The organism is Bradyrhizobium sp. sBnM-33, from assembly GCF_032917945.1.
Taxonomy (GTDB): Bacteria; Pseudomonadota; Alphaproteobacteria; order Rhizobiales; family Xanthobacteraceae; genus Bradyrhizobium.
In genome coordinates this window covers 6,949,176-6,964,845 of record NZ_CP136624.1, presented here as the reverse complement: position 1 = coordinate 6,964,845, position 15,670 = coordinate 6,949,176, and the positions used below count along the sequence as shown (strand labels likewise).

Genomic DNA, 15,670 nt, shown 5'->3' with positions numbered 1-15,670 from the left:
GAGTGTCGGCCGAACGACGATCATGTTCGCGTTCCAAATTTAGGCGTATAGGGCAGTCTTGATGTTCTGGTTGCGATTGTATGGGCCTCGGCTTTTCAATGCCGTTAAGCACGACGTCAAACAAAGATACGCAGGATCCATCCTTGGCAGTTTTTGGGCGATCCTGTACCCGCTTTCTATGGTGTCATTTTACGCCACCGTTTACGTCGTGATTTTTCGTGTCCGGGCGCCTAACCTTTCGCCCGAGGTCTACACGGTTCTGGTGATAAGCGGCCTGTCGGCCGTTCTTATGTTCTCTGAGAGCCTTTCTATTGGGCTCGGCGCGATCGTCAACCAGCGCTCCCTTCTGTTGAATACGGTCTTTCCTGCGGAACTGCTTGCGCCAAGATCTGTTCTCGCAAGCCAGATTCCGTCGTTGGTGGCGCTCCTGATTGCCTGCATCGCCGCGGTCTTCCTTGGCTCGGCGTCTTCTGTGGCCATCCTGGTCGTGCCCATCACTTGGTTGCTTCTCGTCATGTTTTTGATCGGGCTGGTCTGGATATTCTCTCTGATAGCGCTCGTCCTTCGCGACATTCAGCAGGGCGTTAGCATCGTCACCATGTCCATGATGGTCCTGAGTCCGATGGCGTATACGCCGGACATGGTCCCGAGTGCGCTGAAATTCATCATTTGGCTTAATCCAATCAGTTACTTTGTGCTGTCCCTTCAGGCACCGCTTGCGCTGGGCACTTGGCCTTCCCCGACCGCAATGATCGGCGCTGCTTGTCTTGGCGCCGGTACTTTTTTTCTTGGACTGGCCTTTTTCCGCCGTGCGCGCTTCGCCTTCGCGGACTATGCTTGACATGAGCATTAACGAAGGTCCCGCTATTGTCTTCGATGCTGTGACCAAGCGTTATCGCCTTGGCGGAGGCGCTCGCGAGAAGCTTTTGGACGCATTCGGCCTCTCACGCTTCGTCTCCGGCAAGAAGGAGCAGCAGGAGTTCCTCGCGCTCGATGACGTCTCATTCCAGCTTGAGCGCGGCCGCCGCATGGGCCTCATCGGACGGAACGGAGCAGGCAAAACCACCCTGCTGAAGTTGATCTCCGGTAATTTCCGGCCGTCAGCCGGTCGCGTGAAGGTGGGCGGTACGGTACAGGCGCTGATGACAATGGGTCAGGGTTTTCACCCCGACTATACTGGTCGGGAAAACATTCAGGCGTCGCTGCACTATAACGGTCTCTCCAGTCGCGGAGTGGATGACGCCTTCGAAGACGTGGTCGAGTTCTGCGAGCTCGGACCATTCCTGGACCAGCCTTTCAAGACGTACTCCAGTGGAATGCAAGCGCGCCTGATGTTTGCCACAGCAACAGCGATCCGCCCCGACATTCTGATCATTGATGAAGTGCTGGGCGCAGGCGATGCCTATTTCCTCGCCAAGTCCAAGCAGCGCGTTGATAGCATCATAGCAAACGGTTGCACGCTGTTGCTTGTCTCGCATTCCATGCAGCAGGTGTTGGAGCTTTGCGACGAGGCGATCTGGCTCGACGGCGGGCGCATTAAACTTGCCGGCGATGCCTTGAGAGTTGTTAAGTCCTATGAAGAGGCGCTCTATGGTGCAATGCCGGGCAGCGGCGATCCGCTGGCCACGCGTAGACGCGCGGGTTCGAGATCCGGAACTGACCCCCGGCCGATGGCCCAGACGCTCTCTGTCGAACAAATGTCTAGCTCCACGCTCGAAGCGACGGATCCGCCTCGTGGTGAGGCTGAGGAACCGAGAACCGCGCCTAGTATTGGGGGCCTACGACTTCAAATCCCAACATTCCTTCCCCACGAAAGGAAGGCCAATATTGCGGCTGTCTCCGATCAAGAAGGACGCGCTTTCCATAATACAACGCGCGACGGAATTTCACGATGGAACGCCTTAAAGGGAACCAAAATCGTAGGCTTCGGCATCAGCGGGCCGACGGGACTGACGGATCGGCTTACAGCGCTACAGCCGGCTGAAATGACAATTTTTCTCGAATCCGAGATCGAAGGTGAGGTCGCCTATACGTACGGAGTTGCCGTTTACGATCTACAGGGGCGTCCGATGTGCCGTTTCTTCAGTCCACCGGATCGATTTCAAGCGAACGTGGGGGATGGGCGGCGCGTCGATCTTGTGCTGAACCCGAACCAGCTTGGTCCTGGTATTTATGTGATCAGTCTCTCGATCCACCACGAAACAACGATTGAGGGTGCCAATGCCGCGCCACGTTACGATCTTCTCGCGCGCAGCTTTGAGATCACCGTCGAACTGCCCAACAGCTTGGCTGCAGCCAGTGCGGCATTTTTTCATTCTTGCGAGTGGAACTTTGAGACGGTTGCGTTGCCGAGTTCATCCGGAGAGTAGGGTGGTGGCGTATTCGGGGCGAGCACGATTGATAGCGCCGCCGAGACTTGTTATCGCGCACCTTGTTGAAACGTACTTAGGTACGGAACGGGGTAGCTTCTGCAAACGTCAGAAGAATAGCTGGCAAGATACGATCTATAGTTGTATTCCATCTGCGAGCAATTTCCGGAACGGGGGTAAGAGGTAGTGCGACTGATTCCAATCCCTGGCGAGCGACCGTTCGGCAGGAAGAGCGGGCGAATCTTGCTAATTGCGTTTTTCGATCCCAACGGACTGAGCACCGTTGTGGAGAGTATCTACGCTTGGCAGTTACACAGTCGACATGAGGTGATCGTTCTCAATCTTTGGCCCGGTGGCGGTGCGTATCTGAGTCTGCCAGAGTCGCTGTCGCTCAGTGAGTATGACGCTGTGGTCGTCCATCCGACTGCCAGTTACTTCGCGCACAATCTTGCAAACCTTGATCGCCATCTATCGCGACGCTTTGCCGATTATGACGGCGTCAAGGTGCTTATGAAGCAGGACGAGCAGGTTAACTCGGCTTCGTTTGCAAACATCATTCGCGAAAAGGGATTCGATATCGTACTCACGTGCCTTCCGCCGGCCGAACAGGAGAAAGTTTATCCGCGTGCGATAATTGGCGACTGCGAGCTTATCCAGATGCTGACGGGATACGTTTCGCCAGCAATGCGAGAAGGGTATAGCCGAGAGCGGCGGGACATCGACGTGAGTTACCGCGGTTCGATCCAACCGCTCGAATTTGGTCGGCTCGGTTACGAGAAGCGGGGCATCGGCTATGATGTCGCAAGAGCCTTGGGCGACCGCGGACTTCGCGCCGATATATCTAGCCGGTGGGAAGATCGAATAGTTGGATCCGAATGGAGTAAATTTCTATCACGCTCGCGCGTTGTGCTTGGCGTGGAGTCCGGTGCGAACCTCTTTGATTTCACCGGTGAGGTCGCTGAATGGTGTCGTGGGTACGAAGCGAGGACTTCTGGGCAGGATCGCGCCTCCGAAAGCTACTATTTGGCCGCGCACCGCGAATTCTTGCATGCCTTCGAAGGAAACGTGAACTACGCTCAGATATCCCCGAGGCACTTCGAGGCAGCAGCCGCCGGCGCAGCGCAACTACTGTATGAAGGCTTGTATTCGGACATATTCCACGCCAATGAGCACTTCATGCCGCTGAGGCGTGATCTCGGAAACCTCGCTGAAGCGATCGACTTCCTTCGAGACGATGCGCTGCAGGCGCGAATGGTGGAGCGAACCTTCGAGGAAGTCATTCTCAAGCCAACCAACTGGTATGAAGGTTTTGTTGCCGAAGCCGATTCCGCCATCGAGCGTCGAGCTCTGGCGAAGGGGTTATCTTCATTTCGACAGCGCTCGCGCAATTCCGATTCCGCGACGCGTCCTGTAGCCTATGTTCTCGCCGCTCATGACCCGGTGCTAGACCCGCGCATAACATGGGTTGCCACAAGTCTGATGAAAACCCATGAGGTCTATGTAATAGGCACTTATAATTTTGGCGAGGTCGGGGACGGCCCGTATCGCGAGGTCAACAGCGAGGGCATGACCATTGTCCGCGTCGAGCGTACTAAGCACGATGCGGCGTGGCTACCATCATTGGCGCAGCTTCGTGCATCGCCATCGATAGCTCGCGGCATGCTCGCCACGCTCGCAGGTTATGCTTCCCTGCCCGAAAAGATCTTGGCGGATCGAATTGGCGCCTACGGCGACACTTCCAGGTTCCGCGAGTTATGCGCGTATTTTGTGAATACGAACTCCGCTTTGTTGGAAGCCATGCAAAAGATGGGGCCGCCTGATCTTATCGTGGCGGCCGACCTTGAGACGTTGCCGGCGGCCACCGTTGTTGCAGGCGATGTGGGAAGCTTTTGCATCTTTGACGCACATGAGTATTGGCCATACTCATACACCGACTTCCAGTTTTGGGAGATCGAGTTCTGGATTGGCCTGGAACGGCAACTCAGCCAGCTTGCCAATTTACGCGTCACGGTATCTCCGCAGTTCGCCGACATCATGACGGCCGAGTATCAATGCGAGTTCTTAACCTTACCGAACTGTGCGAGATTGTGCGAGAGTGAGGGGCTTGATCTCGAGAACGCGTATGCGAGGCGCGCCACCCAAGGTCTGCTCAAGATCGCGTTCCTCGGAGGGTTTGCAGAAGGCCGAGGCATCGAGGAGACGTTGCACGCCTTCGTGCACGTGAAGTCCGCCGCTAAGCTGATCTTGCGCGGACGTGACAATCCTTATCGGCACAAGCTAATCAAATTGGCGCGATCGCTCGGACTCGGTGAGGACCGTGTTAGCTTTCCGCCGGCCGTGCCGGAGAGCGAATTGATACGGACAGCTGCTGAGGCGGACGTTGGTCTCATCCCATACAATCCGGCGTACTATGTATATCGGTATTGTTGCCCCAACAAGCTCTCGCAATATGCGGCGGCCGGCTTACCAATCTTGTCGAGCCGAACGGAATATGTCGCGGGCATCGTGCGCCGAGAGGGGATTGGTCGAGTGGTCGATATCTCGGATCCCGTAAATTTCGCCGCCGTAATCGATGAGCTAAGCGAAGATCGCTCGGCATTGATCGAGCTAGGCAGGCGGGCGCGACAGTTTTTTGAGAAGACATATCACTGGGAGAACATGATTTCGCCTGTTCTCCAGAAAGTGGAGCACAGCGTCGAATCCCGTATGCGGCGAACGAGTTATGTCGATCTTGACTGGATAGCGAGCGCACAAGAGCGAAGGAAGCGGCATGGTGCCGTCGTAGCTGTTTCGCCGGCGCTGTTCGGAGCGCACGCAACATCACTCGCGCCCTCCGGGACGCCAGTGCTGACAAAGCGCCATGATCCGCGCTTCGTGCTATCACGATTGAGATCTAATCGCGCAGCTCGCAAAGTGTGGCATTCGCTGCCATCCTCTATGCGGTATGGGCTATCCGCTTGGTTACAGCGCGTTCTCTAGCGTTCAGGCTGGATGTAGCGCGCCCAGAGGTTGGCGGTCTTGGTATCTACGGCGCGGAGGAAATTGTTTCCTTGGCTCGATGGGCTGGCGTCGGGGATGCCGGCGTCCTTATCGAGTGTATCGCAGATGGGCTCGACCTGTTTGAATCGCGACGAATACCGAGGACCTTGCGCAGGCATCGGTGGAGCTGGCTCTAACACGCAGCGATACTACGATTGAGCGCATGGTCCATACATAAATGGACAGCGAAAGGTCGCTGGATTCACTACTTGACGAATTGTAAATTTCGGAGCTTGAGCGTGCGCTTTCGGCGTTACTCTCTAATGGATGACGGTGTTCAATAGATGTCTCGGTACGTTCTAAAACTGAAAAGGGTTATGCGTCGTGCGGCGGCTTTGTCCCGAGGGGTAGGCATGGATTTAACTGGCCAAAATGTGGCAGAGACCTCAGTCGAGGAATACTGGACCAAGCACAACGTCACGCTCCATCAGCGTTTTGCGGATGCGGCGAGCAGCTTGGAATATCTGCATTGGAGGAATGGTCAATACTACGGGTATGCTCAACTCATGCCGACCAACGTCGAGGATAATCTCAGTATCTTGGATTTTGGTTGTGGGCCGGGGCACGATCTTGTTGGTTTCGGAGTAATGTCGAAGCCGCGTCGGCTCGTTGGGGTTGATGTTTCGGCGAGCTCGCTTTCGGAAGCCGAGGCTAGACTGGCCCTTCATAAGATTCCGGCCGAGCTTGTGCGGATCGACATAGAGCAGAATAGCCTGCCCTTCGAGGACGGAGCATTTGATATAGTTCATACCTCGGGTGTGCTTCATCATATGGCCGCGCCAGAAAAAGCGCTGCGCGAGTTTCGGCGGATTTTGAAGCCGGGTGGACGTGCTCGAATCATGGTCTACAACCGCGACAGCATATGGTTTCACCTCTATGTTCCATTTGTCCTTCAGATCGAGCAAGGACAATTCGAGGGTCTCTCGCCGGAGGATGCCTTTCGACGATCGACGGATGGTCCGGACTGCCCGATCTCACGGGCGTATTCGAAGGAAAGCTTCCAGTCATTAGTGGAGCCATTTGGTTTTAAATTGGTCGAGTATGGCAGCGCGGTCGCCGCATGGGAAATGATGCAGTTACCGAAGAGGCATGCCGCGGTGCTCAACCAAAGGACGCCGCGCGAAAATAGGGAGTTCTTGACAGCTCTCCACTTTGACGAATTTGGTCTCCCCGTGTCAAATGGCCATAGAGCGGGTGTGGATGGCTGCTATCTGTTCGAGGCGATTTAGCCTATTCGCCGCGCATTCCGTAAGCCGATTGACGTTACCTCATGCGGATTTTGATCCTCCACGAGATCGACGATCTTGCGTCTGCGCGGCGCACTTCGGTCAATCATGCGTTCTGCCTGATCAAGTACGCGCCGCAAAACGAATATACGCTGCACAGCGCGCGCCAGCCGGTCACGTCGCGGCTGCGTAACCAGAACTTTGATGCAATTATTCTCGACACGACTTTTCTCACCTGGAGATGGGCGAAGCCGAAGTCGCTGCGGCTTGATCGTATCTTGGAGGAGTACGCCTTTATAGCCAAGTCGAATGCGGTCAAGATCGCGCTGCCACAAGACGAGTATGACCACAGCGAGCTTCTCGATGACTGGCTGGCGAACTGGAAGGTCGATCTCATCTATTCGGTGTGTCACGAGCACAGGGACGAATTCTATCCTCGCGCAGGAAAGCACGCGGCAATCGTCGAAGGGCTGACGGGCTATGTCGATGACGCTGACGTCGCGATCATGCAGCGGTATTCGGTACCTTTCAGGGAACGAAAGATAGACGTGGGTTATCGTGCCAAGGCGCTGCCGGTCTACTTCGGACGGCTGGGGCGAATGAAGTCCGAGCTCGGCGACCGTTTTCGCTCTGGGATGACGGGTCGCGGCTTGAAGCTGGACATTTCCACTCATCCTTGTGATGTTCTTGTCGGCGACGCTTGGCTGCAGTTTTTGGGCAATTGCAGGTTCACGCTTGGATGCGAGAGCGGGAGTTCGCTGATTGACCCAAGAGGCGACATCAGGGCTTGCGTTGAGCGCCAACTACAGCGGAATCGGTCTGCCAGATTCGAGGAGTTGGAGAGAATCTGCTTTCCGGGGCAGGACATGAATCGGGTCTACTCGGCGGTTGGACCGCGCCTGCTCGAAGCCGCGATAGCGGGATCATGTCAGATCCTAACTCCCGGAAAATACGCCGGCGCGCTTAACCCCGGTGAACATTACATACCGGTTGAACCCGATTGCTCGAATGCAGACGCAGTTTTCGAGCAGATGCAGGACGACAGCGCCAACGAGGCGCGAATCGGTGCCTGTTATCGGGCGCTGGTCGATAATCCGAAGTTTCGGTACCGCCACGTCGTCTCCGATATGCTGGCGCAGATTAGAAACATCGCGGACAAGAAGGGGCTGGCCTTGGCGCGCGGCGGTGTGCGGTCCGCTCAGCCGGATGAAGAGGCCGATTTGCGTGAAGCGTTTACCCTGAGCACGCTTCGAACTCATCAGCATCATATCGAAGACATGAAGGAGATCAGGTTTGTCCCGAATTTTCTCCATACGTTTGCCGTGGTGCTGGGCAGGCTGGTGCTCAGGCTGGGACGCAGAATTCGCGGATAAGTTGCGCCCTGATCGGGCGTGGACAAACATTATCTAAATTCGGACAACTTCATGTGCGGTATCGCTGGTTTTGTATCCTTGGCTGGTCTGCCCCTCGCTCGCGGGCAGGCATCGCTCGATGCAATGGGCACACTGATCGCCCATCGCGGGCCCGATGGATTCGGTTCATGGGCCGATGATGGCGAGCGCGTTGGCCTGGTGCACCGTCGCCTTGCAATCATCGACCTGACGCCCGCCGGGGCGCAGCCGATGCGTGCTCCGAATAGCACGGTCATTTCCTACAACGGGGAGATATACAACTTCATCGAGCTCCGGCAGCAGCTCTCCGATTGCTGGACGTTCAGGTCTAGCTCGGACACCGAGGTTATTCTTGCCGCCTATGATCGCTGGGGCGAAGGCTGTGTCGACCATCTGCGTGGTATGTTTGCATTCGCGATCTGGGACGAGCGAAATAAGAAGTTGTTTGCGGCGCGCGACCGGTTCGGGATCAAGCCGTTCCACTACACGGTGCAAAAAGGGGTTCTTTATTTTGCCTCCGAGGCGAAAGCGCTGCTGCCGTTTCTGGACCACGTCGATACCGATGCCGACGCGCTGAGCGAATACATGACCTTTCAGTATACGATCGGCGAGAAGACGTTATTCAAGGAAATATCGACTCTGCTGCCGGGGTACGTTCTCCGCGTAGCGAACGGATCATTTTCGACGAAGCGGTACTGGGATGTTCAATACGAGGTCGATTTCGATCACAGCCCAAGCTACTTCGAACGTCGTTTCGCCGAGCTGCTGTCCGACTCGATGCTCGTGCACATGCGGTCAGACGTGCCGGTTGGGGGCTACGTGTCGGGCGGCCTCGATTCGAGCCTAGTTGCGCTGTTGGCAGCAAAGCTCGACCATCGCAGCCGCGATGCGTTTCACGGCCGTTTCCTCGAATATCCCGGTTATGATGAAAGCCATTACGCCAAGGCGGTCGCAGAGCTTGCGGATATGTCCCTTCACATGGTGGACATTACTGCCGACGACTTCCGCAACCACATAGGCGACGTGATCTATCATCTGGACTTCCCGGTCGCCGGGCCGGGCTCGTTCCCCCAGTACATGGTGTCCGCGCTCGCGGCGAAGCATCTCAAAGTCGTTCTGGGCGGGCAGGGGGGCGATGAACTGTTGGGCGGTTACGCCCGCTACCTGGTCGCCTACTTCGAACAATGCATCAAGGCGGCGATCGACGGCACCTATCGAAACGGCCACTATGTCGTGACCATCGAGTCGATCGTGCCGAACCTTGGTCTGCTCCGGGAATACAAGCCCTTGATCAAGGAGTTCTGGCGGGACGGCCTCTTCGAGGACCTCGACCGCAGATATTTCCGCCTGGTCGATCGCTCCACCGACATGGTGGGCGAGGTCGATTGGAGCGCGCTGAACAAGAACGGGGTCTTCGAATCGTTTCGGGCGATCTTCAACAACCAGGACAATGTCAAGAAGGAGGCGTATTTCGACAAGATGACGCACTTCGATGTCAAGTGCTTGTTGCCGGCCTTGCTCCACGTCGAAGATCGCATGAGCATGGCGCACGGGCTGGAAAGCCGTGTGCCGCTCCTAGATCATCCTCTCGTTGAGTTTCTGGCGTCCGTTCCTGCCGACGTGAAGTTCATGGGCGGACAGATGAAGCACCTGATGAAGACCGCGTACGAAGGAACCTTGCCCAGGGCCTTGATCGAGCGCCGGGACAAAATGGGTTTCCCTGTGCCGCTCAAGGAGTGGTTTGACGGGGACCTGAAGGCGTTTGCTCTGGACATCTTTGCCGAGCAACGGTTAAAGCATCGGCCGTTCTTCAATAGCGATGTTGTTCTCTCCCATTTCGGCGAGCAGTCCCAGTTTTCCAGAAAGACGTGGGGACTTCTCAGTCTGGAACTCTGGCACCAGAGGTTCCACGATCGAGCAGCCGAATTTCGCGCCCTGGTCAAGGCGTAGGGGACACTTGGTAACTTCTCAGTTTGGATGGTGTGCATGAAGATTTTCGTAACCGGCGGAGCCGGACAGGTCGGATCAACGGTCATCGACATGCTGTTGTCGCGGGGCGACAAGGTGGTTGCGATCGACAATTATGCGACCGGCCGAGCCGATAACCTGACCAAGCATGAGAACCTGACGCTGGTCGAGGACACGATTGCGAACGCCGAGGTGATCAATCGGCTGTTGTCGGATTTTCGGCCTGAGATCGTCATTCATACCGCGGCCTCCTATAAGGACCCGGAGGATTGGAGCTCCGACGCGCTGGTGAATGCTGTCGGCACGGCGAACGTTGCCAAGGCCTGCAAGGTTCATGGCGTGTCTCGCCTGGTCTATTTTCAGACGGCCCTTTGCTATGGCACTAAGCCGCTGCAGTCCCCGATTCCGCTTGATCATCCGATCAACCCCGTCAATTCGAGCTATGCGATCTCGAAGACGGCCGGCGAGAATTACGTGCAGTTTTCCGGAGTCGATTGGGTGACGTTCCGGCTGGCCAATGTGATCGGACCGCGAAACGTGTCTGGTCCCCTGCCGATATTCTATGGCCGGCTATCCAAGGGACAGAAATGCTTCGTTACGCCGGCGCGTCGGGATTTCTGCTATGCGGGCGACCTGGCCCGCATCGTCGTCAGGGCCGCCGACGGGATTGGCCGTGGCACTTACCATTTCTCCTCGGGCAAGGATGTCGCCATCAAGGAGCTCTACGACGCCGTGGTTCGGGCGATGAAGATCAACGACTATCCGGAGCCGGAGGTGAAACCGCTCGCCCATGACGATGCGCCTTCTATCCTTCTCGACCCCGAACGCACGTTCAGGGATTTCGGTGCGGTCGAGTTCACCTCACTCGATGACATAGCCCGCATGTCGGTCGAGCGCTGGCAGAAGGAAGGCGTCGTCGGCGGCTACACGCACCTGAAGGAGGCGCGGGCGGAAATCCGCACCAGTTGATCAGGGCACGTCGATGCGCATTATCATTACTGGTGGCGCGGGTTGCCTCGGCTCGAATCTTCTTGAGCACTGGTTGCCGCAAGGCCACGAGATCCTCGTCATTGACAACTTCGCGACCGGTAAGCGCGAGGTCGTGCCGGCTCTTCCCCGTCTGACCCTTGTCGAAGGCTCAATCGCCGATCGCGATCTGGTGCTGAGGACATTTGCCGAGTTTAAGCCAACTCACGTTGTCCATTCGGCGGCCTCCTACAAAGACCCCGCCAACTGGTGGGAAGACATTTCGACAAATGTCGAGGGAACCGCAAACGTCATCGAAGCAGCGCGCCACGCGGCTGTTACCCGCATCCTGAACTTTCAGACTGTCTTGTGTTATGGACGACCAGAGAGCACGCCTATCCCCGTCGAGCATCCGCTGCGGCCGTTCACAAGCTACGGAATTTCCAAAGTCGCGGGCGAACAATATTTGGCGATGAGCGGTCTGCCCTTCGTCTCCCTCCGGCTTGCCAATGTGACCGGCCCTCGTCTGGCGATAGGTCCGATCCCGACCTTCTACAAGCGCCTTAAGGCCGGCCAGGCATGCTTTTGCAGTGACGCGCAGCGTGATTTTCTGGACATGTCCGACTTTCTTGCCGCTGTCGATATCGCAATGACTGCCGATGCGCCGGATGGTGTCTTTAACGTGTCCAGCGGGGTAGGGCATTCGATCAAGGAAATATACGATCTGGTGCGGTCACATCTGGGCATGGCCGTCGATCCCGGCGTCAAAGTAGTGCCCGTGGGCGATGACGATGTGCCATCGGTCGTTCCGGACCCGAGCCGAACACATGCCTTGCTGGGCTGGCGGGCGAAAGTGCCGTTTGAGGAGACGATCCGGCGGCTTCTCGCGTGGTATGACGCGCATGGCGTGAGCGACGTTTACAGCCATCTAGCCGAACCAAAGAGCTGATCATGAAGTCTTTTGACGGAGCGACCATTCTCGTCGTTGGCGGAGCCGGCTTCGTCGGCTCCAACCTTGTCCGAATGCTGCTGGAACAGGCCCCGACGCGGATTGTGATCGTCGACAATCTTTTGTCGGCGGACTCCTCGAATGTTCCGGACGATCCGCGAGTCAAATTCATTTCGCGATCCATTACCGATGATGCGGTGCTCGCCGCGTTGCCGCAGGACCTCGACTATGTCTTTCATCTCGCCTGTTATCACGGGAATCAGTCGTCGATCGCGAATCCGCTCGCCGATCACGAGAATAATACCCTCACGACGCTGAAGCTTTTTGAGAAGCTCAAGGATATGAAGTCGTTGCAGAAGGTGGTGTATGCTGCGGCTGGTTGCGCGGTGGCGGAAAAGACGTTTGGAGGGGCTAGCGCAACGAAAGAGGATGCGCCGGTTTCTCTGTTTCACGACAGTCCGTATTCAATCTCCAAATTGATCGGCGAGATGTACGGGAACTACTATTGGTCCAGATATAAACTGCCGTTTGTAAAAGCCCGCTTTCAAAACGTCTACGGACCCGGCGAGATTCTGGGGGCTGGCCAGTGGCGGGGAACGGTGCACACCGTCTGGCGAAACGTAAGTCCAACCTTCATCTGGAAGGCGTTGCACGGCGAGGCCTTGCCTGTCGAGAATGGCGGAGTTGCGTCCCGCGATTTCATTTACGTGGAAGATATGGCGAGAGGGCTGATAGCATGTGCGTTGTCGGGCGAGCCGGGAGAAATCTACAATCTCGCCTCCGGCGCCGAGACCACCATTCTTGAGCTTGCGAATCGGGTGAACGCGATTACCGGCAACAAGACGCCGATCGCGTTGACGCCGGCGCGCGACTGGGACAGATCGGGACAGCGCTTTGGTGATCCTGCCAAGGCTCGGGAGAAGCTCGGCTTCGTCGCGACCGTTGCGCATGAGGACGGGCTCACGAGGACCGTCGACTGGACGCGCAAGAACCGTGAGCGAATCCTGAGCTGCATACGAAATCATCTCGCGCATGTGCCCGAGGTCGGCAAATATTCCTGATGCCGCTAAAGATTCTCACCATCGTCGGCGCGCGCCCGCAGTTTATCAAAGCTGCGGCCGTCAGCCGTGCCATTCGCGAGACCGACGGACTTTCGGAAGTGATGATCCACACCGGTCAGCACTTCGACCCCAATATGTCCGATATCTTCTTTGAAGAACTGGATATTCGAAAACCACAGCATCGTCTCGCCGTCAACGGAGGTGGCCACGGTGACATGACCGGACGGATGCTGATGGCGATCGAGCCAATTCTGGTTGCCGAGAGGCCGGATTGGGTCGTGGTCTATGGCGACACAAACTCCACGCTGGCCGGATCACTGGCTGCATCCAAGTTGCACATTCCGGTCGCGCACATTGAGGCCGGGCTTCGCTCGTTCAATCGGCGCATGCCGGAGGAAATCAATCGCGTCGTCACCGACCACCTTTCCACGCTACATTTCTGTCCTACGGCGACGGCGGTTGCGAACCTGGCTGCTGAGGGGGTTACCCAGGGCGTGCATCACGTTGGTGACGTGATGTACGACGCGACATTGTTCGCAATAAGCAAGGCAGAGAGGGCTTCGACGGCACTATCCGACCTGAAATTACGGCCGAGGGAGTACGCCCTTGCGACGGTTCATCGCGCAGAGAATACCGATGATCCCCGACAGCTCCGAGCGGTCGTGCAGTTCTTGCAGGAGCGGGCACAAAGCCATCCCGTGATCCTGCCGTTGCATCCGCGTACCCGGCAGGCGGCATCCCGAACGGGAGTGAACCTGGATCACCTGAAGATCATCGAGCCGGTCGGTTACCTCGATATGGCAAAACTGCTGCACCATGCTGTCGAGGTCTACACCGACTCCGGCGGGGTTCAGAAGGAGGCCTATTTCCATCGCGTGCCATGCACTACTCTGCGAGACGAGACCGAATGGACGGAGACGGTTACGCATGGATGGAATCGTCTCTGGAAAGGACCCGATCGGGTTGCTCGACGCGAGATTGGAGAGTATGGCCAGGGATGTGCGGCGTTCGATATCGCTAAGTTGTTAGCGTCGAATCCCGCGGCGTAGCCCGAACGCAATCTCGCAAAGCCGATCTGTCTGGTTGGAATTCTTGCCATGGTCGATCGTCTTTGTTGTTGTAGCCCCAGGGTTGCCGGTCTATGCAACCTTCTCGTGGGTGCTAACCATCCATCCACGCTAGAGAACCAGGCGATGTCTGCGGAAGCGGATATGGGACCCGTAAACCAAGAGACGTCTACATGAACTCCGAGCTAATCGAGAAACTCAACCGCAAGACCGCTAAAATTGGAATTGTCGGTCTCGGCTATGTTGGTTTGCCATTGATGCTTCGCTATTGCGAGGTGGGCTATAAGGTCGTCGGTTTCGATATCGACCAGAGCAAGGTCGATACGCTTCGCGCAGGCAATTCCTACATTGAACATATTTCGTCCGCGAGTATCGGTAAAGCGATCGAGCAAGGTTTCGAACCGACAACGGAGTTCTCGCGCGCCAGAGAAGTGGATGCGCTTATTCTTTGTGTTCCGACTCCGCTCAACAAGTATCGCGAGCCCGACCTCAGCTTTGTCCTGAACACCACAGAGGCGCTGCTGCCGTATCTGCGCGAGGGCACGGTGCTGTCGCTTGAAAGTACGACGTATCCCGGCACGACCGAGGAGGAGCTGAAGCCGCGCATCGAAAAGTGCGGGTTTAAAGTCGGAAAGGACATATTTCTGGTTTTTTCGCCGGAGCGGGAGGATCCAGGCAACGCCAGTTTCACGACGAGGTCGATCCCGAAGGTATGCGGCGGATGCACGACGGCATGTCTTGAGGCCGGTGTCGCGCTTTATCGGCAGGTCATCGACAGGGTGGTGCCGGTCAGCTCGACTCAGGCCGCCGAGCTCACGAAGCTGCTGGAGAACATCCACCGTTCGGTGAACATCGGTCTCGTCAACGAGATGAAGATGGTTGCCGACAAGATGGGCATCGATATCCACGAAGTAATCCGCGCTGCGGCGACAAAACCCTTTGGATTCGTACCTTACTATCCCGGTCCCGGAATTGGTGGCCACTGCATTCCCATTGATCCATTCTATCTCACCTGGAAGGCGCGGGAATATGGAATGCATACGCGCTTCATAGAACTCGCTGGCGAGATCAATTCGTCGATGCCCGACTATGTGATTTCAAAAGTTGCCTCGGCGCTTAATGAGAAAAGTAGATCCATCAAGGAAAGCAGCATCTTGGTTCTGGGGATCGCCTACAAGAAGAATGTTGACGATGTGCGCGAGTCGCCATCAGTGTTCTTGATGGAAAAACTTCGCGATCGCGGCGCACGAGTGGCCTACAGCGATCCACATGTTCCGGCGTTTCCCCGAATGCGTGCGCATCATTTCGATCTGTCGAGCATCCCGCTGACCGCCGAGAGCATTGCTAAGTTTGATTGTGTGCTGCTCGCGACAGACCATGACAAGTTTGACTATGAGTTGATCCGGGCGCATGCCCTGCTCCTGGTTGACTGCCGGGGCAAGTTTCTCGCGCCAGCCGACAATATTGTCCGGGCATGATCGCTGTGCTGCCGGGCCGGCTGATTGTGCTGGTCGAAACCGTATAGCTCCACCCAGCCAGCGGCCGTGCCGATATCAATGCATCATGCTGCGTTGACGCGGCATTTGAGCGATCGAGTGAAGGCTCTAACCGTTGGTGCGCGCCGGCGTGCGCCA

Annotated in this window: 11 protein-coding genes; all 11 read left to right on the top strand. The window is 56.7% G+C overall.

What is annotated here, in order from left to right:
* The first annotated feature begins 61 nt into the window (after positions 1-61).
* The 11 genes from RX328_RS32855 to RX328_RS32805 all read left to right on the top strand — a co-directional run bounded on the left by RX328_RS32855 (position 62) and on the right by RX328_RS32805 (position 15,514).
* Positions 62-841 carry an ABC transporter permease gene (locus RX328_RS32855; protein WP_213253039.1) on the top strand — a complete coding sequence of 260 codons (780 nt, stop codon included), beginning with the start codon at positions 62-64 and terminating at the stop codon, positions 839-841.
* Between the two features lies 1 nt (position 842).
* Positions 843-2,369: an ABC transporter ATP-binding protein gene (locus RX328_RS32850; protein ID WP_213253040.1), complete on the top strand. Its 1,527-nt coding sequence runs from the start codon at positions 843-845 to the stop codon at positions 2,367-2,369.
* 327 nt (positions 2,370-2,696) lie between these two features.
* Entirely contained in the window at positions 2,697-5,348 is a 2,652-nt protein-coding gene (locus RX328_RS32845; RefSeq protein ID WP_317258554.1) for a glycosyltransferase, read from the top strand.
* A 413-nt stretch (positions 5,349-5,761) separates the two neighbouring features.
* Positions 5,762-6,637: a class I SAM-dependent methyltransferase gene (locus RX328_RS32840; RefSeq protein WP_213253042.1), complete on the top strand. Its 876-nt coding sequence runs from the start codon at positions 5,762-5,764 to the stop codon at positions 6,635-6,637.
* A gap of 50 nt (positions 6,638-6,687) precedes the next feature.
* Positions 6,688-8,007 carry a hypothetical protein gene (locus RX328_RS32835; protein WP_317258553.1) on the top strand — a complete coding sequence of 440 codons (1,320 nt, stop codon included), beginning with the start codon at positions 6,688-6,690 and terminating at the stop codon, positions 8,005-8,007.
* A gap of 18 nt (positions 8,008-8,025) precedes the next feature.
* Positions 8,026-9,975: an asparagine synthase (glutamine-hydrolyzing) gene (gene asnB, locus RX328_RS32830; protein WP_213253044.1), complete on the top strand. Its 1,950-nt coding sequence runs from the start codon at positions 8,026-8,028 to the stop codon at positions 9,973-9,975.
* A gap of 36 nt (positions 9,976-10,011) precedes the next feature.
* Positions 10,012-10,962 (top strand): NAD-dependent epimerase/dehydratase family protein, encoded by a 951-nt coding sequence (locus RX328_RS32825; protein ID WP_213253045.1) that lies wholly within the window; start codon positions 10,012-10,014, stop codon positions 10,960-10,962.
* Between the two features lie 13 nt (positions 10,963-10,975).
* Positions 10,976-11,908, top strand: coding sequence for an NAD-dependent epimerase/dehydratase family protein (locus tag RX328_RS32820; protein ID WP_213253046.1), 933 nt, complete (start codon positions 10,976-10,978; stop codon positions 11,906-11,908).
* A gap of 2 nt (positions 11,909-11,910) precedes the next feature.
* On the top strand, positions 11,911-12,969 hold the full coding sequence (locus RX328_RS32815; RefSeq protein WP_213253047.1) for an NAD-dependent epimerase/dehydratase family protein: 1,059 nt from the start codon (positions 11,911-11,913) through the stop codon (positions 12,967-12,969).
* Positions 12,969-14,018 carry a non-hydrolyzing UDP-N-acetylglucosamine 2-epimerase gene (gene wecB, locus RX328_RS32810; protein ID WP_213253048.1) on the top strand — a complete coding sequence of 350 codons (1,050 nt, stop codon included), beginning with the start codon at positions 12,969-12,971 and terminating at the stop codon, positions 14,016-14,018. The genes RX328_RS32815 and wecB overlap by 1 nt, the downstream gene beginning before the upstream one ends.
* Before the next feature lie 191 nt (positions 14,019-14,209).
* The gene (locus tag RX328_RS32805; protein WP_213253049.1) at positions 14,210-15,514 is read left to right on the top strand and encodes a nucleotide sugar dehydrogenase; all 1,305 of its coding nucleotides are present in this window, start codon (positions 14,210-14,212) and stop codon (positions 15,512-15,514) included.
* The last annotated feature ends 156 nt before the right edge of the window (positions 15,515-15,670 follow it).